Source organism: Sporomusa malonica, from assembly GCF_900176355.1.
Lineage (GTDB): Bacteria > Bacillota > Negativicutes > Sporomusales > Sporomusaceae > Sporomusa > Sporomusa malonica.
The window spans coordinates 197,580-215,905 of the sequence record NZ_FWXI01000003.1; the positions used below are offsets into that span (position 1 = coordinate 197,580).

The following is an 18,326-nucleotide window of genomic DNA, read 5'->3' on the forward strand; positions in this document are numbered from 1 at the left end:
TACAATACACTGAACGATTTCCTTCCAGCTATAAGAATATGTGCAGATCTTTGTAAACGCCTTGCAATATTTATAAGGAGCTGTTTTGATGGTAAAGAAAACGTATGAAGCTCTAGAAATGGAAAATGGTTTATTGCATGCCATTATTGATGTGGTATCAGATGGGGTCTATGCTGTGAGCGTAGATGGAACTATTCTTATCTGCAATAAAGCACATAAAAAAATTGATGGGACAACCCATAACCACGTGGTGGGAAAAAAAGACGTTGACGTATATTACTTGGAGCTTGAAAACTTCCAACGCTATGCTATAACAAAAAATCCCGAACCCTTGCTGGATCAGAACATGACTTATACAACAGTCACCGGCAAAAAAGTCGATATTGTATATAATTCATACCCGTTTTTTCAGAATGAAAAATTATCTGCCGTTATCTCTATCGGCAGAGATAAGCCATCAATAAACGATTTAATTACAACGGCGTTAAATTCTTTTAACAGTAAAAAAGCTAACAGAATCATCAATGGCACCCTCTATACATTGGAAGATATTATCGGCAGCAGTGCCGCCATCCAGCAAACCCTAAAACAAGCCCGCAAAGTGGCGCAAAGCCAATCTACCGTGATGCTTGTGGGTGAAACAGGCACAGGTAAAGAGTTGTTTGCCCAAGGCATACATAATGCAAGTTCATACAGTTCCCGCCCCTTTATTGCTGTAAACTGTGCGGCGATCCCGGAAACGCTAATGGAAAGCCTGATGATGGGGACTGTAAAAGGCGCATTTTCCGGAGCATTAGATACGCCCGGTTTTTTTGAGCAGGCCGAGAATGGAACTTTATTTTTGGATGAAATAAACTCGTTGTCTATTTCCTTACAAGCCAAACTGTTAAGATTGCTACAGGATAAAAAAATACGACGTCTGGGCGATAATAAAGAACGTAAGATTTCGTGCCGGATAATCAGCGCAACCAACCAGGACTTATTTGTTCTGGCAAAGAGCGGCCTTTTTCGTGAAGATCTTTTATACCGTTTGACGCCCGTTATTGTGGATATTCCTCCCTTACGTGAGCGAGCCGGGGACATCCCTCTGCTGGCAAAAGAGTTTGTAGCCCGGTTCAATGATTCACTGGCGATGAATATAAAACTCATAGCACAGGATTTGATGCAGCTATTCTTATATTATCGTTGGCCGGGAAATGTTCGCGAGTTAGAACATATCATTGAAAGCACTATGAGTATGGCTGAAAGCACAGAAACAATCTTATCTAACGAACATCTGCCCAGGCTTTTAAAGAAAAGACTTATGATTGATCAAGCAACTACTGACTCAAGTGATAGAGAAGCAAAATCCAACAAACCACTACCAGAACTGCTGCGTCAGTACGAGAAAGAAACCATTGAGAACGCACTAATGCTAAATAACGGCAACGTAAGCCAGTGCGCTATTCAACTAGGTATTACCAGGCAAAATTTGCATTATCACCTCCGTCGACTTGGAATTAATTCTATTTTTTATAAAGCCCAGTCTATCAGCGATACAATTAATCCCCCTTTACCGTAAGCGTTATGTATGCCGCGCCAGTTCCTGCCGTGAGCATATTTTCCGTACTGCTATACAATGAGAAAGATTGCGGCCGCCAATGAATAGGTGGCCGCCTGTTGTATCTTCCATGAATTCAAGGCTTTGTGGTACGCTCAACAAGGCACTGATAATTTCTGATTCCCCGTAATCATATAGTTAAACCTCTTCAACGGCTTTTCGGGACATTGCTACTGGTGTTAACGTTCAAAGTTAATATCAGTCTTTCCTATGAGGACACCGAGGGACGTTCCTGGAAAGATGATACTGATATGCGGAATATGGGATTCGCGTAAAGGTTTGGCCCCTGAATATAGGGAGATGGTTTACAATACTAGCATATCGTTCTCGTCGAAAGACCAGTGTGGATTATATGCGACCTCCCAATAATAGCCGTTCGGGTCCGTAAAATATCCGCTATACCCGCCCCAGAAAACCTTCTGGGGTTCTTTGGCGATAACTGCTCCCGCTTTTTTCGCAAGTTCCATGACTTCATGCACTTCGGCTTCGCTTCTCACGTTGTAGGCTAGCGTAATTCCAGCGAATCCTGAGGAAATCTTCGGCGGATTTTTCTCATTAATATCCTCTGCGAGAAGAGCTAATGGATACAGTTCAAATTTTGTGCCGGTGGTATTAAAGAAAACTACTTTCGGGTTATCTTCTTTTTCATCCGTGACAAAGCCAAGGCCGTCACGATAAAAACGTATGGACTGCGCCATATTCTTTACACCGAGGCAAATAATGCTGATTCTGTTCATGACGAATTTCTCCTTTTATGAAAAAAAGTAACGTTTTTAAAATTTCCCCTTGCTATCCTTTGATAAACTTTGGAAAAATCTCTTTAACTTCTCTTTGATATCGGTAGGCAGATTTTTGTCCGGCATGCCAAGAATTGCGCCCTGTATCCCATACAACATGTGTAAACAGGCACCGGGGTCGCGTTTAAGCCGGATGCGCCGAAATGCTTCTTCCGCGCCTATTTCCTGAAGCTGCGTCACTGTCTCAATGCCGACAGCCAACAGATTTTTCTCCAACACTTTGCCCACATTGGGCAGTTTTGATAATTCGCTCATTCTCTCCCCCGCTCCTCACAGATCATTTCCATCAAACTCTTCAAGACACCGAACTTTCACGAGGGCAGCCCTTTGATGCGCTCAAGCGGAGCACCAGAGTTATGATGCGCCAGTTCTGAAACCAGCAATTTATACATTGTATTTTGCTCTAATGCTTTTTAAAGAAGCATCCGCGTCAAGCATTAAAGGGAACTACTTTCCAAGTGTTTACGGCTCTTGATCTTTTCAATGACCGTGGGATATAATGAAAAATCCGTGTGAGGCAAAAATTTGGCCGCTGACATTTTATTCAGAAAATCCGGTGCCTCGGCTAAGGAAAGATAGACTATACTGCTAATTAGCTCTTCTACAACCAATAATTGATCTGCATCTTTTAACAACTTGCAGGCTCCTTTTATAGAGCCGTTTCCCAGCTGAACAAACCGCTCTCTGGGAAGGTCGGGATATAACCCAATAGTAATACCTGACTCAATATTGATGTAGGTTCCAAAGGCTCCGGCCATATATACCCGTTGAATCTTATCCGGTGTAATACCCAATGCATCCAGTAAAAACGCTACCATGGTGTTCGCTGCCGCTTTTGTATCCATAAATCTTAAAATATCAATCTGACTGAATATTAAGTCTTCATTTAAGGCTGATTCGTACTCCCATGCGTAAACAATGACATATTCTCCATCCCGCATAAGGATTCTCTCTGATCTGCCAGGAATAAACCGACCTGAGTAATCAATCCATCCTTCTAGCAACATTTCAGCAAGAAGGTCAACAATCCCTGAACCGCAGATGCCCACTGGCTTTACATTCTCTATCGTAGTAACCTTCAACTGATTTTGAACAATCTGCACCGAATCTACCGCACCCGCTTTTGCCCGCATTCCCTGCTTGCTGATACCGCCTTCCAAGGCAGGTCCTGCCGCACCCGCAACTGAAATCAGAAATTCATTGTTGCCCAAAAGCATTTCGCCGTTTGTTCCGATATCCATATAGAGAGCCAGTTCACTTTGCTCATGCATCTTGGACGCCAACAGCCCGCTGATAATATCGCCACCTACATAATTAGCTATAGAAGGAAAACAGTATACTAATCCATTAAAGGGTAAGCCTATTTCACGGCCAACAAAGAAACCGCTCCGGTTAAAAGCTGGCGTATAGGGAGTGTAAAAAATAAACCAAGGATCAATCCCCAACAGGAAATGAATCATGGTAGTATTGCCTCCGATAATGAATGTACCGCATCTGTCCGGAGAAATGCCTGTCGCAGTTTGAATTTTATCCATGAGTTCAATAAAATTCCGCAGCGTACATTGCTGGATTTCCCTTAAATGAGTATCATTATCCTTAACGTAAAAGATTCGACTAAGGATGTCCTCACCAAAACGGACTTGATGATTGACCATGCTTTCTTCACACAAAATATTTCCAGTATTCAGATCGATCAGCTGCATGATAACCGTTGTGCTCCCAAGATCAGCTGCATAAGCAAAATTCTTATCTGAAGTATTTCCCCTCTCAAGGTTTACAATTTCCCAGACAAAACCTTTTTGCACCAGGGTAACTGTAAGCTTCCAGTCAAAATCTCGCAGCAGCTTGTAGGACAATTTAATGGTTTCAATAGAAATCTGAACCTCTCCATACTCTGGTTTTAAAGCTTGACGGATTCTGTCAATGTCGGCCACAGAATCTCCGTTACCCGGCGTTCTCAATTCAAGGTATATTTTTTTACAAATTACATTCTTCATAAGTCTTCCTCTTTATTCGTATTATTTAAAAATTCTATCACAAAATCCCCATTTCTCCCGGTAACCAGTGAACAGTTATTGGTATTACCAAAAACATCCACTATTTCTTTCGCTATTAGATAGCTTATTACCTTTTCAATTTGTTTCGAGGGGGACAATCAAAACTCGGAATCGGGGTCACGGGGCTCGGGGTCAGGATGACCCCGTCTGCCGCAATCAAATTAGATTGCGCCCCATGCCGGACGCACGCAGAGAAACACGGAAGTTTATACAATGGCCGTGTTTTATTTTTTATACACTTCTATTTAGGTAAGGAAACATTACGAACCTTCCCCTTGTATCCTTTTGATTAATCTCATTAAAAATCTAACATTAGATTTTGCCTTATGACTTAATCATATGATGCACATATATCACACGATATTAGACAAATTTTGCATGTTTCTTCATTTACTAGGTAGGACGGGAAGAAACAAAAAAATCCATTTACACAAAATATCTTACATTCCCATTCCGAATCTCCCCCTTCCTTCCTGACGAGTATCTTTATTTGCATATTTATTCTTCAAAATCAGCTCCGTAGATTAGCTTATGCTCACTTTTTTTCATGCTCACATCCACCAAGACTTGTACCTTCTAGTTTTATACTCTTTTTTCAGTATTCGGTAGGTGTTTCTACCATAAAAATACAAAATCCTGCAAACTTATATATAAATTCGCAGGATTATACACATCATTTCTATTTTATTGTTGAATGCCCTTTCAGAACAGTTTTAGAATTACCAGTTACATATATGAAATTGCAGTAACCCGGCATTTTTTATCAGATCATTCGCTTCTACTACATCTAAACCAGAACTCTTAAATCGCAATCCTCACTTCGCCGGTTCCCACTTACAACGTACAGGTGAAGTGATGGCATTTTCCTCTTTCAATTCTTTAAATGCCTTATCGATATCTTTTCGATTTAACCCGGACAATTTCTCGACCTCTCCTGCGCTTACCGGCTTGCCGGCAGTTTTCATAGTTTCTAGAACAGTTTCTTTAACGCTCATGCTCAAACCTCCCCAATTTTTGCACTCAACAACTTACTTTTCAAATAATGCCAATAATTCTCCATAGCCTTCGTTCTCTAGATCTTCTCTGGGAATAAACCGCAATGCTGCGGAGTTGATGCAATAACGTAAGCCGCCAGGTTGTGGCCCGTCAGTAAATACATGCCCCAAATGTGAATCTGCATCTGTGCTGCGCACTTCTGTACGTACCATGCCGTGGCTTGCATCCACTGATTGTTTTATTTTCTTTTCATCAACTGACTTTGTAAAACTCGGCCAGCCGCAGCCAGAATCAAATTTATCTAATGAAGAAAATAGCGGTTCTCCTGACACAATATCAACATAAATGCCTTCACGTGTATTATCCCAATATTCATTCCGAAAAGAAGGTTCAGTAGCATTTTCTTGAGTTACAGCAAATTGAAGCGAATTTAATCGTTTTTTTATCAGTTCTGTATTATTAAAATTACTCTTATTTTTGTCCATACTATCCCGCCCTTTTCCTGGTTAAATACCGGACTTGTTTTACTAATGCCCTTATATGGAGCCGTTATAATATATTTTCCATACTCTTACGAAAAATACTTTAATAGTTTCGTGTAAAAGTATAGGGGGTTCGAACCCCAACATACGTTCGCCCCATTTACTACGTCCATGCTAACATACAAACACACATTTGAAAATACCGCAAATCCGCACACCCTTACTATTCCTGGGGTTTTTTCTCTATCACCGCTACTGACTCAACGTGAAACGTCTGCGGGAACATATCAACAGGCTGAATCTCCTGGGCAATATAACCCAGGCTGCTTAGAACTGCCAAATCACGGGCCAGTGACGCCGGGTTACAGGATACATAGACAATCCGCTTTGGCTCCATTCTTGCAAAAGTCTCTAGTACTTTTGGTTCACAGCCGGCGCGGGGTGGATCGACAACAATAACGTCAGGTCTGAGTCCTTGCTTATACAAACGGGGCATAACGTCGACAGTATCGCCGACAATAAACTCAACATTAGCAACATTGTTGTTGATGGCGTTTTGGCGGGCGTCAAGGATGGCCGGTTCTACAACCTCAATGCCATATACTTGAGCTGCTTTCCGTGCCAGGAACAAGGTAATGGTGCCTGTCCCGCAGTAAGCGTCGATGACTGTTTCAGCACCGTTTAATCCGGCATACTGTACGGCTTGATTATATAACACTTCGGCTTGAGTCGTGTTGACCTGGAAAAACGACCTGGCCGATATGGCAAAACTGAATTCGCCCAGCTTATCGGTTATGGTGTCTCGTCCCCAGATAGTAACCGTTTTATTTCCCATAATAATATTGGTACGGACTGTATTGACATTTTGAACAATACTGACAAGATTCGGTATCTTGTTTTTCAACCGCTCGATGATCGTCTCACGCTGCGGCAGGCGGTCTGTCGCTGTTACTAATACTACCATGACTTCACCGGTAGCTGTGCCTACCCGTCCCAGGACATGTCGAATAATTCCCTGACCTGTATGCTCATCGTAGGTTTCAATACCTAATTCATCAATAACAGTTCTGACTTCCCTGACAATATCGTTATTAATTTGGTGCTGAATCAGGCAATTATCTGTATCTACAATGTCATGACTTCCCTGTGTGAAACATCCAACAACCACTTTACCGTTTTTATGTCCTACAGGAAATTGCATTTTATTGCGGTAATACCAAGGGTTATCTGCGCCAAGAGTCGGATGAACTTTTACTTCCGGCAGTTTGCCAATGCGGGTAACGGCATCCACAACCTGCTGACGCTTGGCGTTTAATTGCTCCTGATAGCTGAGATGCTGCAGTTGGCAGCCACCGCACTCATTATAAATACCGCATTCGGGAATAATTCTGTGAGGTGACGGCATTAAGACGTCTTTGAGTCGGCCAACGGCGTATGTTTTTTTGACTGTTGTAATAACTGCCGCTACCTTTTCCCCAGGCAAAGCCTGCGGTACAAATACTGTAAAATCTTGATAACGCCCTACGCCTTCGCCGCTATGGCCCAGGCCGGTAATATCGATATTATAGCTTTTGCCTTTTTCTACAGGGACTGAGTATGCTTTATTTGCCACGAAATGCCACCTTTTCTTTAGAAAATCATAAAATATGTTATAGAGGGCGGAGATCTCCGCCCTCTTTACTTAATCCTTCTTATCCTGTTGGAAAGGTTGACTTTCCGCCTGGATCAACATCGGTTTTCACTTTCGCTAACGCTCGGCGGAAGCCGTGTTTTCTTTATCGTCTGAAGACTTGCCCAGCTTAATCAAGGTATCGGTGTATTCTTTAAGTTTTTGGCTGACAAGAGCGTTTACTGTGCCAGATGGATAAGTGCCGTCTGGGTTTGGTACACCGGCGGGGATGCCTGTTAGGATTTCAATGCCCTGGTCAATGGTTTCGACAGGATAGATGTGAAACTTTCCCTGCTCAACAGCCTCGATGACCTCGTCATTTAGCGCCAGGTTGCTGACATTCTGGTGGGGAATCATTACGCCCTGGTTGCCTGTCAGTCCTTTTAGCTTGCAGACTGAGAAAAAGCCTTCGATTTTTTCTGTCGCGCCGCCGATAGGCTGAATTTCACCTTTTTGATTGACTGAGCCAGTAACGGCAATGTATTGTTTAATCGGCAAATCTGCCACACTTGACAAGATGGCGTATAGTTCAGTGCTTGATGCGCTGTCGCCGTCAACGCCGTCATAGAGCTGTTCAAAGGTCAGACTGGCAGTCAGTGTCAGCGGGTGTTTCTGGGCATATTTTTGACCCAGGTAACCGCTTAGGATGAGTACGCCTTTAGTATGACTGGTACCGCTGGTCTTGGTCTCGCGCTCAATATTGACAATACCGCTTTTACCGAGATAGGTATTGGCGGTGATACGCGAGGGCTTGCCGAACATGTATTCACCGACTGACAGTACTGCCAAGCCATTGACTTGGCCTACTTTCTCGCCATCAGTATCAATTAAGAGATGCCCTTCGGCAAACATTTCCTGCAAGTGATCTTCATATTTATTGGCACGATAGCGTTTTTCTTCTATGGCCTTTTTAATATGCTCTGCCGTGACTAGCTGGCTGTTGTCCATGGTAGCCCAGACATCGGCTTCACACAATATCTCAACAACATCATTAAACCGTGTAGTGAGTTTGGTTTGCGAACCTGTCAGTCGTGAACTATATTCAACAACCCGGGCCACTGCCGCCTTGTCAAAATGCTTGAGTTTCTCCCGGTTGACTGTTGAGCTAATAAAGCCAGCCAGTTTTTGAATATTGATCAGATTGTTTTCCATGATAACATCAAAATCGGCATGAGCTTTGAACAATTTCCGGAAGTCCTCGTCATAATTGTATAAAAGCTGATAGATATATGGATTGCCAATCAATACGACTTTTACATTAATGGGAATGGGTTCCGGCTTTAATGAGGCCATGGCCAATACGCCGTATTGCTCCCCTAAATTTTCAATTTGCAGCTTTTTCGTCTTCAGCACCCGTTTCAGTGCTTCCCAAGCACCAACATTAGCAAGTACATCACGGGCATTTAAAATCAGGTAGCCGCCATTCGCCTTGTGCAGGGCTCCTGGCTTGATCATTGTATAGTCAGTGCTAACAACACCCATACGGGTTTCGTATTCCGCCCGGCCCACCAGGTTGTAATAGGTGGGGTTAATTTCAACAATGACAGGTGCGCCCTGGGTTTCCCGATGCTCTACTAAGAGATTGACATTGTATTTATCTTTGGCGTCTTGGGCAGGCCGTTTAAATATGGCCAAAGGATTATTGTCTTCTTCAGGCTGCGGCTTAAATTCGTTGACATTTTTTGATACATCTTGCTTGATGGCCTCCAGGTAATCGACAACCGTTTTGTGTCCATCGTACTTGGCTTTAAGTTCATCAATCAAGTTTCCGGCAGCATACAGTCCGATTCTGATATCAAGCTGTTTTAAATCCTCGCGTGTTCCCCGTTCCAGCAGTTGAATACGGCGAACAACATCCATACCTTTTTCATGGACGGCAAACAAGTTTTTCTCAATGGCATCACGCTGTTCTTTTTCCAATTTTTGAAAATCTTCAGGAGCTAATGCCTTCCCGTCGACCATCGGCAGACCAACAAAACCTGTTGAACTCCATTGTGGAGAAATCCCTTGTGATTCAGCGTATTGAGTAAACTCTTCCACCATCACTGACCGTTGTTCCTGGTATTGTTTTAGCAAGCTTTGCTTGGCCTGCTCATAGTCCTCACTGCTAAATACCTTAGGAATATTAGTTTTCAAGTCCTCAACAAGTTCTTTCATGTCTTGCTTAAACTCATGCCCCATCCCAGCAGGCAACGCTAAGGCAATGGGTTGTCCGGGGGTTTCTAAATTATTTACATAACACCAATCATAGGGGAGTTCCTGCTGGCTGGCCACTTTTTTTACAGCTGCTTCCGCATAGGTAATTTTACCAGTGCCCACTAAACCCGAAATAAAAATATTGTAACCCGGGTTTTTGGTGAACAGGCCAAATTCAACCGCTTTTACCGCCCGTTCCTGACCTATCATGACTTCGAGCGGCGGCACTGCTTCAGTTGTTGCAAAGTTAAACATGTTTTCATCACAGCTAAAGCGGAGTTTCTCGACCGGCAATTCCTGACTTATGGTCATGAAGAGTCCTCCCTTTGGGTACTATTTCTTAATTAACTCGGCCATACAGGATGTTGGAGTGCCGTTAGCACGGTGAATTGACACACATTTGCAGCACTGTGAGAAGTTGTCACATTCCGTTTTAGGACATGGACAGTTTACATCAGGCTTAAGGCAGCTGGCTTCTTGCTGTTCACTCATTTCTTCATCACTCCATCTACGTAGATTTAGTACATAGATGTCTTTTCTACTGTCTGCCAGAAAAATCCTGCTACACGAGCGGCACGCCCAGGTACATCATTACAATTTTACTGGTGTTAATGAAAGAATGGGCAGTAATTGAAGTAATGAGCGAACCGGTCCAAAAATACAGCAGGGCAAAACCGATGCCAACAATAATCATCTCTGCCAGCCAGTAGGCGTTAAAATGAAATAGAGCAAAAATTGCGGCGCTGACTAAAGCTCCGCCCCATAGCCCCCACTTGTCTTTAAGCGGTAGAAATGTAAACATCCTGTACAGTACTTCCTCAGTAACCGGTGCGGCAATACCGGCCAAAAATAACGGGATAATGAGCTCTTGCCAGGACAACGCCGCCTGTACTTGCGTGACGATCGGATGCTGTGTTGGTGATACTAAAAGTACGGTGGTATACAGGCGCTCACTGTATAGGCTGACAAATAATAACGCGACTCCGCCTGCCAGACCTTTCAAGACATTTTTTCCCCAGTTGTTTAGCGAAAACCCTAACTGTGCAAAGTCACCCCTGGTGCTCTGGATTTTCCACAATACCAAGGCTAATACAATCAGGCGATCAGTCAATTCAATAATAAACGGGCTGGCATCGAAGAAAAGCGGATACAGCAGCCGTACAACGAGTATTCCGGCAGCCAGACGTAAAATATGAACAGAGAGGACGGCTCGTAAGTCCCAGGTCGCTTTTAGCATACTTAATAACCTCATTTTTTTGGCGTATCAATACCATTATGTGCGGTCATATAGGCTTTAATTCAAGAAAACTTTTCCGTAAAAAAAGAAGCAGCCCGAATTTTATCGGCTGCTTCTTTGGATACCCTTATATTAAACTAAGGCCAGTCGCTCTTTTAACAGTTTGTTGACAAGTTCAGGATTTGCCCGGCCCTTGCTTTGCTTCATAACCTGGCCGACCAGGAAGCCAATGGCTTTTTCCTTGCCTGCCTTAAAATCAGCTACAGACTGCGGACTGGCGGCAATCACGCCGTCTACGATGGCAACAATTGCGCCTTCGTCACTGATTTGGACAAGACCCTGTTCTTTTACAATGGTCTGGGCATCTTTGCCACTATCCCACATGCCTTCAAATACTGTTTTGGCAATCTTGCCAGAAATAGTACCTTTAGCAATAAGCTCAATCAACCCGGCCAATTGGGCAGGGGCTACAGGGCACTCTTCTACCGATTTACCGGCAGCATTAAGGTGTTTGGATACATCGCCCATCAGCCAGTTTGCTGCCACTTTGGCATCCGCTCCGGCCTTCACTATAGCGTCATAATAGTCGGCCATGGCGCGGCTGACAGTAATAGTCTCAGCATCATAGGCGGACAGACCATGGTCTGCCATCAACCTGGCTTTGCGGGCATCAGGCAATTCGGGCAAGCTGGCCCGGATACTTTCGACTGTGGCTGGATCAACAACAATGGGGACAAGCTCAGGTTCAGGGAAATAGCGGTAATCATGGGCCTGTTCTTTGTTACGCATTGACAGCGTTACACCCTTGTTTTCATCCCATGAACGTGTTTCCTGAATGACGCGGCCGCCTTCTTCCAGCACTTCGGTCTGGCGTTCTACCTCATATTCAAGACCACGCTGCACCGAACGGAAGGAGTTGAGGTTTTTCAGTTCGGCTTTGGTGCCAAATGGCTCAGTCCCAACAGGCCGGAGTGAAACGTTAGCGTCGCAGCGCAGGCTGCCTTCTTCCATTTTGCAGTCAGAAACATCAATATATTGAAGAATGGCTTTGACTTTTTCCAGATAGGCCTTAGCCTCTTCCGGTGACCGCAGGTCAGGTTCTGACACAATTTCGATGAGCGGCACACCGGTCCGGTTGTAGTCTACTAAGGCATATTCGCTATTACTGATGGTGCCTGAGTGTACCAGCTTACCGGCATCTTCTTCCATATGTACACGGGTAATACCAATACGTTTGGTCTCACCATTGACTTCAATGTCCAGATAGCCGTTGACTGCAATCGGCAGGTCGTATTGCGAGGTTTGATAGTTCTTGGGCAGGTCAGGGTAGTAGTAGTTTTTGCGATCGAATTTGCTAAACGGCAGGATCTGGCAGTTAAGCGCCAAGCCTGCCCTGACGGCAAACTCTACGACCTTTTCATTGATAACAGGCAACACACCAGGAAGACCCAAACATACGGGACACACGTTGGTATTTTGTTCTGAGCCGAATTTAGTACTGCAGCCGCAGAATATTTTAGACTCGGTTTTAAGTTCTGAATGGACTTCAAGTCCAATGACTGTTTCATATTTCATGGCCTTAAACCTCCCCCAGCGGCGCAAAACGCGTATGATAATCATTAGCCTGCTCGAAGGCATAAGCCGCCTGAATAATAGTAGCTTCAGCCAGCGGCTTGCCGATAATCTGCATACCGACAGGCAGTCCCTGGACAAAGCCGCATGGTATGGATATGCCAGGCAGGCCGGCCAGGTTAATTGGGATGGTATAGATATCCTGCAGGTACATAGCTAACGGATCGCTAAGCTCACCGATTTTGAATGCAGTGGTCGGCGCTGTTGGCGTAAGAAGCACATCTACTTCGGTAAAAGCTGTGTCAAAGTCTTGTTTTACTAAGGTGCGCGCTTGCAGCGCTTTAAGATAATAAGCATCATAGTAACCAGAGCTTAGGGCATAGGTGCCAAGCATAATGCGACGTTTAACCTCAGGGCCGAAGCCTTCACTCCTGGACTTTTTATACATATCAATGATATCATTGCCTGCTGCACGATGGCCGAAACCTACGCCATCATATCTGGCCAGGTTGGAGCTAGCCTCAGCCGGAGCAATCAGGTAATAAGCAGGCAAAGCGTACTCGGTGTGTGGCAGGGATACTTCCTTAACCTCAGCCCCCATGGCAATAAGCTGATCAACCGCCTTGCGGATAGTTGCAGCAACCTCGGGCTGAATACCTGTACCAAAATACTCTTTCGGCAGACCAATCTTGAGGCCTTTAACATCGTTGACAAGCGCTTGGGTATAGTCAGGGGCCTCCACATTAATGGATGTCGAATCTTTAGCATCATGTCCGGCGATGGCATTGAGCAGCAGCGCGCTGTCAGTAACGTCCCTGGTAATAGGGCCAATTTGGTCAAGCGACGAAGCATAAGCCACCAGGCCGTAACGGGATACGCGGCCATAGGTTGGTTTTAGGCCAACATTGCCGCAATAGGCTGCTGGCTGACGGATAGAACCGCCGGTATCTGAGCCAAGCGCCCAAATAGCTTGTCCGGCTGCCACTGCTGCCGCTGAGCCGCCGCTTGAACCGCCAGGAACCCTGTCAGTATCCCAAGGGTTGTGAGTTGGAAAAAAGCCTGAGTTCTCAGTAGAACCGCCCATGGCAAATTCGTCACAGTTAGCCTTACCTGTCAAGACAGCATCCTGGGCTGCCAGCATTTCAACAACAGTTGCATCATAAGGCGGGACAAAATTGGCAAGAATTTTGGAAGCACAAGTAGTCTTTGTCCCTTTGGTACAAATATTGTCCTTAAGCGCGCCAGGAATACCGGCTAATGGTGCGATTTGCTCGCCACGCCCGATTTTGGCGTCAACAGCGGCTGCCTGAGAAAGAGCTTGTTCTCTGGTCTCAGTTATGTAAGAACGTATTTTAGGTTCGACAGCGTCTGTGCGGGCAAATACGGATTTTGCCAGTTCAACTGCCGATATCTCTTTTTTTACCAACATGTCATGCAGGGCATGTACGGTGTGTTTGAATAATTCCATCTCTTAACCTCCAGTCCTCTTAGCCTTCCATAATCTTCGGAACCTTGAAATAGCCGTCCTCAGCTTCTGGCGCATTTGACAAAGCCAGTTCTTGTGGCAGCGAAGGCTTGACTACGTCAGGCCGCATAACATTCTTAAGCGGTAGAACGTGGGCTGTCGGCTCCACACCCTCGGTATCAAGTTTATTAAGGACATCAGCATATTCTAAAATCGCATTAAGTTGACCTGCGTAGGCGTCCAGCTCCTCAGGGGTCATCTCCAACCGGGATAAGAGGGCTACGTTTTCAACATCTTGGCGGGATATCTTCATCTTATTATCACCTTCCTAAAAGCAAAATGTGCCAATATTTTCATAAAGGATATTATATCATGCCTGTGGCTTTTGCACCAGCGTCCTGAACTGTTCTTCATCCAAGACTGTAATGCCAAGCTCATTTGCTTTATCCAGTTTGCTGCCAGCTTCAGCACCAGCAATTGTTAAAATGACTTTTGCCTAAATACTTCAAGCCACTAATTTTGCAGTTTTTTGGCTAAAGTACATTATATCACATTTATACAGCTTTTTAAAATTAGGTACGCACTCGGATTTTCTTTTTCCGCTTTCAAATGGGTACAACATTGCATATTGATAGCTTAATTGGCTATTACCGCTCCCTCAATCCCTCACTCCTATATTTAATGAACGGATCCATGAAGTACTCAACTATCCGTTTCTGCCTTGTTTTAATTTCCGCCGTTACTGCCATCCCGGGTGTAAGATATACTTTTCGGTCATTAGCCAAGGCAAAGTAGTCTAATTCTGTCTGGACTACAGCACGGTACACCAGACCTTTGTCCTTATCATCCACAGCGTCAGAACTAAGATCAACCAGTTTCGCGTTCAGCGTCCCGTATTTCTGAAAATTAAAGGTTTCAACCTTAACCTCGGCATTCTGGCCTTCATAGAGGAATCCTATATCCTTGTTGGCAATCCAAGTCTCTATTTCCATTTTTGCGCCTTCAGGTACTACTAGCATCAGCGCTTGTGCTGGTGTAACTACTCCCCCCACTGTATGTATAGCCAACTGCTGGACAGTACCTGCTATCGGCGAAGTAATCGTACTAAGCCGATGCTTCTCTTTCGCCTTTTTTAGTTCCTCTTCGACAGTCTGGAGTTGCCTCCGGTTTTCCACAAGCTTACTCATAATATCCCTATCATGCTGACTCATAACGTTATTCAGCGACTCAATACTTTGCAGCAGAGCCGATTGAGCTTTCTCTAATTCCGTTGTCTGAGACTCATAATCTTGCTGCAAGGTCAACATCCGCTCACGGTAATCCTGATATTGGAACTGGGAAACAGCGCCTTGTTCCACTAGTTGCCGCATTTTTGCCTCTTTGTCCACGGATATTTCCAGCTGCATCTCCAATTTCCGTTTGGTTGATTGGGCAATGTTTAATGCAGAGCGAACCTGGATGACCGCCTGCTGGGCTGTGGCTACTTTGGATTGGTATTCGTCAATATCGACGCGATAGAGAAGCAGCTGATTCAGTAGATCCTGGGAATTGACGTTTGGATTCGGGTCAGGCACGAAGGGTTGGCCTGTTTGTTCTGCGATCAACCGCTTTATCTCCAATTGGTAATAGCCTTGTTCTTTAAGTAGACGGGCAAGGTCGGACGCTGTAATGGTGGTGTCAAGCTCAATTAGTACATCACCGGGCTGAACCTTACTTCCGTCTTTAACAAGAATATTTTTGACTACACCTTTATCTTCCGCCTGAATAGTCTTTGTATAACCCGAAGGGATGACTTTCCCCGGCGCGACGGCGACTTCATCAACCTGACCTATGCACGCCCATGTTAGAGCAAGAACGAATAAAGTGATAAGCACCCAAGCGGTTGCTCGTCCAACCGGTGAAGGAGGCGTCTCAACAATTTCCAGGGCAGCCGGTAAAAACTCCAGTTCACTTTTGTTGAGTGCGTTAGTGGCCGTCGCTGTCGGTTTTAATGATTTTACCTTATTAAGCATCGCTTCTAAACTATCCACCATTTTTAGGCGCATACATTCGTACCCTCCTGTTGCGTATAGAGGCTATAGTAGGCACCTTTTTGCTTCAGAAGCTGTTCATGGCTTCCTTGCTCAATGATATGGCCTTTTTCGACCACAATGATAGTATCTGCATTCCGCACCGTAGACAATCGATGGGCGATGATAAATACCGTGCGTCCCTGGCAAATCTGCGCCAGGTTATCCTGGATGATTCTTTCCGACTGATAGTCAAGAGCACTAGTGGCTTCGTCAAAAATTAGGATTCGTGGATTGATCAGCAAGGTTCGGGCAATGGCGATGCGTTGGCGCTGTCCCCCGGATAAAGCTGTGCCGCGTTCGCCAACGCTGGTATCATAGCCTTCAGGCAGTTCCAGAATAAATTCGTGGGCCCCAGCCAATTTGGCGGCTTGAATCACCCGTTCCATTGGAGCGGCTGGGTCAACCGCAGCGATGTTATCACGGATACTGCCGTTAAATAGGAAGTTTTCCTGCAGAACAACCCCAATCTGGCGGCGCAGCCATGCCGGCTCGACCTGAGCCAAATCAATACCGTCGATAAGCACCCGGCCGCGTTCAGGTATATATAAGCGTTGTATCAGTTTCGTCATAGTACTTTTGCCGGACCCTGAGCGACCGACGATGCCTACGGTGGTTCCTGGCTCAACCGTTAAGTTGATACCGTCGAGAACTAGCGACCCGTCGGTGCGATAACGAAAGGCGATGTTTTCCAGCGTAACAAGACCTTTGATAGGCGGCAGTAAGGTTCTGTTGGGATTAAACGCCGGCTCGCGGGGGCAGTTTAATACATCGCCGAGCCTTTCGATAGAAAGCCGGACTTGTTGAAAATCCTGCCAGAGGTTGGCCAAGCGCAGCACCGGATCTATTACTCTACCTGCTAGCATCTGAAAGGCAATGAGTTGGCCAACGGTAAGATTTCCATCCATAACCAAATGAGCGCCGAACCAAAGAATCGCCAGTGTGGCTATTTTCTGAATAAGCTGGGCGGTATTACTGGCCATATTACCTAAAATGGTGCTATTGAAGGAAGACTTGACGTAATTAGCCTGTAGCCCCTCCCATTTGTGGCTGAGCTGGGGTTCAATCGCCAAACTTTTAACAGTGTGAATGCCGGTTATAGTCTCGACAAGATATGATTGGACTTCTGCGCCACACATGAATTTGTGGTTCAGGCGCTGTTTGAAGATTGGAGTAACCAATACCGATAAAGTGACAAAGAGGGGTAATGATACTAAGGTAATCAGGCTCAGCGTTACGCTGTAAAAAAACATGGCTATAATAAATACCGTTGCAAAAAAAAGGTCAAGAACCACTGTAAGTGTTGAGCCGGTCAAAAACTGACGAATGTTTTCCAGTTCCCTCACCCGGGCGACGGTGTCGCCGACCCGTCTTATTTCGAAATATTTCAGCGGCAGCGCCAGCAAGTGATTGAACAATTTGGCAGCGAGAAGGACGTCCACCCGGTTCGTGGTGTGAGAAAAGAGATAGGACCGTAAAAAGCTTAGAATACCTTCAAAAAGGTTAATACATAATAAGCCGACCGCCAGTATATCTAGGGTTGTTACACCTTTATGAACTAGTACTTTGTCAATGATAACCTGAGTGAACAGAGGCGTGATCAAACCAAAGCTCTGCAAGAAAAAAGACATGATTAAGACTTCGCTAAAAAACCGTTTAAATCTAATGATTACCGGGATAAACCAGCTAAAGTTAAATTCCTTCTCCAGATTAGCTAGACTGAACCGGCGGGCTAAAAGGATGACTGTCCCGGTCCACGCGGCACCGAAGGCTTCGTGGGTGAGCGTAAGTGGACGCTCTTTGTATGGATCAAAAAGCAATACCCGTTGATCATCGGCTTTTACGATGACTACATATTGTCCGTTACTTAACAGCGTCATGGCCGGTAGCGCTAATTTGGGCAGCTTGGTTATTAGAATCTGGGTCTGCTTCGCCTTGAGGCCCAGTTCTTTTGCAGCCCTAAGTAGCGTAACGATATCAGCGGCTGTATCTGCTACGACAAAGGCCCGTTTTAGCTGCTGATATTCGGCGGGTATGCCAAGGAGCCGTGCGGCGGTGACTAAACACATTAAGCCGCTATCAAGACTTCCCTTATTAGGTTGAGCAGTAGCACTGTCATTTTGACTAGGCTGCATATTTATCCTCCCTAGAACATAGTCTAAACCGGCGGCAATGCCGCCGGTTTA

The 18,326-nt window shown here is 45.1% G+C and carries 15 protein-coding genes; 1 reads left to right on the plus strand and 14 read right to left on the minus strand.

Annotation, left to right across the window (positions count from 1 at the left end; all coding sequences use genetic code 11):
• Positions 1-88: 88 nt before the first annotated feature.
• The gene (locus B9A22_RS04590) at positions 89-1,561 is read left to right on the plus strand and encodes a sigma-54 interaction domain-containing protein (protein ID WP_084574532.1); all 1,473 of its coding nucleotides are present in this window, start codon (positions 89-91) and stop codon (positions 1,559-1,561) included.
• A 3-nt stretch (positions 1,562-1,564) separates the two neighbouring features.
• On the opposite strand, the gene B9A22_RS26245 is transcribed toward B9A22_RS04590, so the two are convergent.
• The 14 genes from B9A22_RS26245 to B9A22_RS04655 all read right to left on the minus strand — a co-directional run bounded on the left by B9A22_RS26245 (position 1,565) and on the right by B9A22_RS04655 (position 18,275).
• Entirely contained in the window at positions 1,565-1,699 is a 135-nt protein-coding gene (locus B9A22_RS26245) for a hypothetical protein (protein WP_281252351.1), read from the minus strand.
• A gap of 206 nt (positions 1,700-1,905) precedes the next feature.
• Positions 1,906-2,337 (minus strand): VOC family protein, encoded by a 432-nt coding sequence (locus B9A22_RS04595; protein ID WP_084574533.1) that lies wholly within the window; start codon positions 2,335-2,337, stop codon positions 1,906-1,908.
• Positions 2,338-2,373: 36 nt separating this feature from the next.
• Positions 2,374-2,652, minus strand: a complete 279-nt coding sequence (locus tag B9A22_RS04600; RefSeq protein WP_084574534.1) for a TfoX/Sxy family protein — start codon at positions 2,650-2,652, stop codon at positions 2,374-2,376.
• Positions 2,653-2,834: 182 nt separating this feature from the next.
• Positions 2,835-4,394 carry an ASKHA domain-containing protein gene (locus B9A22_RS04605; protein ID WP_084574535.1) on the minus strand — a complete coding sequence of 520 codons (1,560 nt, stop codon included), beginning with the start codon at positions 4,392-4,394 and terminating at the stop codon, positions 2,835-2,837.
• Between the two features lie 875 nt (positions 4,395-5,269).
• Positions 5,270-5,449, minus strand: a complete 180-nt coding sequence (locus B9A22_RS04610; protein WP_084574536.1) for a transcriptional regulator — start codon at positions 5,447-5,449, stop codon at positions 5,270-5,272.
• 33 nt (positions 5,450-5,482) lie between these two features.
• Complete coding sequence (gene msrB, locus B9A22_RS04615; protein ID WP_084574537.1) at positions 5,483-5,935, minus strand: peptide-methionine (R)-S-oxide reductase MsrB; 453 nt, start codon at positions 5,933-5,935, stop codon at positions 5,483-5,485.
• A gap of 220 nt (positions 5,936-6,155) precedes the next feature.
• Positions 6,156-7,544: a 23S rRNA (uracil(1939)-C(5))-methyltransferase RlmD gene (gene rlmD / locus B9A22_RS04620; protein ID WP_084574538.1), complete on the minus strand. Its 1,389-nt coding sequence runs from the start codon at positions 7,542-7,544 to the stop codon at positions 6,156-6,158.
• Between the two features lie 135 nt (positions 7,545-7,679).
• Entirely contained in the window at positions 7,680-10,109 is a 2,430-nt protein-coding gene (locus tag B9A22_RS04625; protein ID WP_084574539.1) for a Lon protease family protein, read from the minus strand.
• A 250-nt stretch (positions 10,110-10,359) separates the two neighbouring features.
• Complete coding sequence (locus B9A22_RS04630) at positions 10,360-11,034, minus strand: CPBP family intramembrane glutamic endopeptidase (RefSeq protein ID WP_084574540.1); 675 nt, start codon at positions 11,032-11,034, stop codon at positions 10,360-10,362.
• Positions 11,035-11,166: 132 nt separating this feature from the next.
• The gene (gene gatB, locus B9A22_RS04635; RefSeq protein ID WP_084574541.1) at positions 11,167-12,609 is read right to left on the minus strand and encodes an Asp-tRNA(Asn)/Glu-tRNA(Gln) amidotransferase subunit GatB; all 1,443 of its coding nucleotides are present in this window, start codon (positions 12,607-12,609) and stop codon (positions 11,167-11,169) included.
• A 4-nt stretch (positions 12,610-12,613) separates the two neighbouring features.
• Positions 12,614-14,074, minus strand: a complete 1,461-nt coding sequence (gene gatA / locus B9A22_RS04640) for an Asp-tRNA(Asn)/Glu-tRNA(Gln) amidotransferase subunit GatA (RefSeq protein WP_084574542.1) — start codon at positions 14,072-14,074, stop codon at positions 12,614-12,616.
• Positions 14,075-14,093: 19 nt separating this feature from the next.
• The gene (gatC, locus tag B9A22_RS04645; RefSeq protein ID WP_084574543.1) at positions 14,094-14,384 is read right to left on the minus strand and encodes an Asp-tRNA(Asn)/Glu-tRNA(Gln) amidotransferase subunit GatC; all 291 of its coding nucleotides are present in this window, start codon (positions 14,382-14,384) and stop codon (positions 14,094-14,096) included.
• Positions 14,385-14,718: 334 nt separating this feature from the next.
• Positions 14,719-16,116: an HlyD family type I secretion periplasmic adaptor subunit gene (locus B9A22_RS04650; protein ID WP_245823798.1), complete on the minus strand. Its 1,398-nt coding sequence runs from the start codon at positions 16,114-16,116 to the stop codon at positions 14,719-14,721.
• Entirely contained in the window at positions 16,107-18,275 is a 2,169-nt protein-coding gene (locus B9A22_RS04655) for a type I secretion system permease/ATPase (RefSeq protein ID WP_084574544.1), read from the minus strand. The genes B9A22_RS04650 and B9A22_RS04655 overlap by 10 nt, the downstream gene beginning before the upstream one ends.
• Positions 18,276-18,326 lie beyond the last annotated feature (51 nt).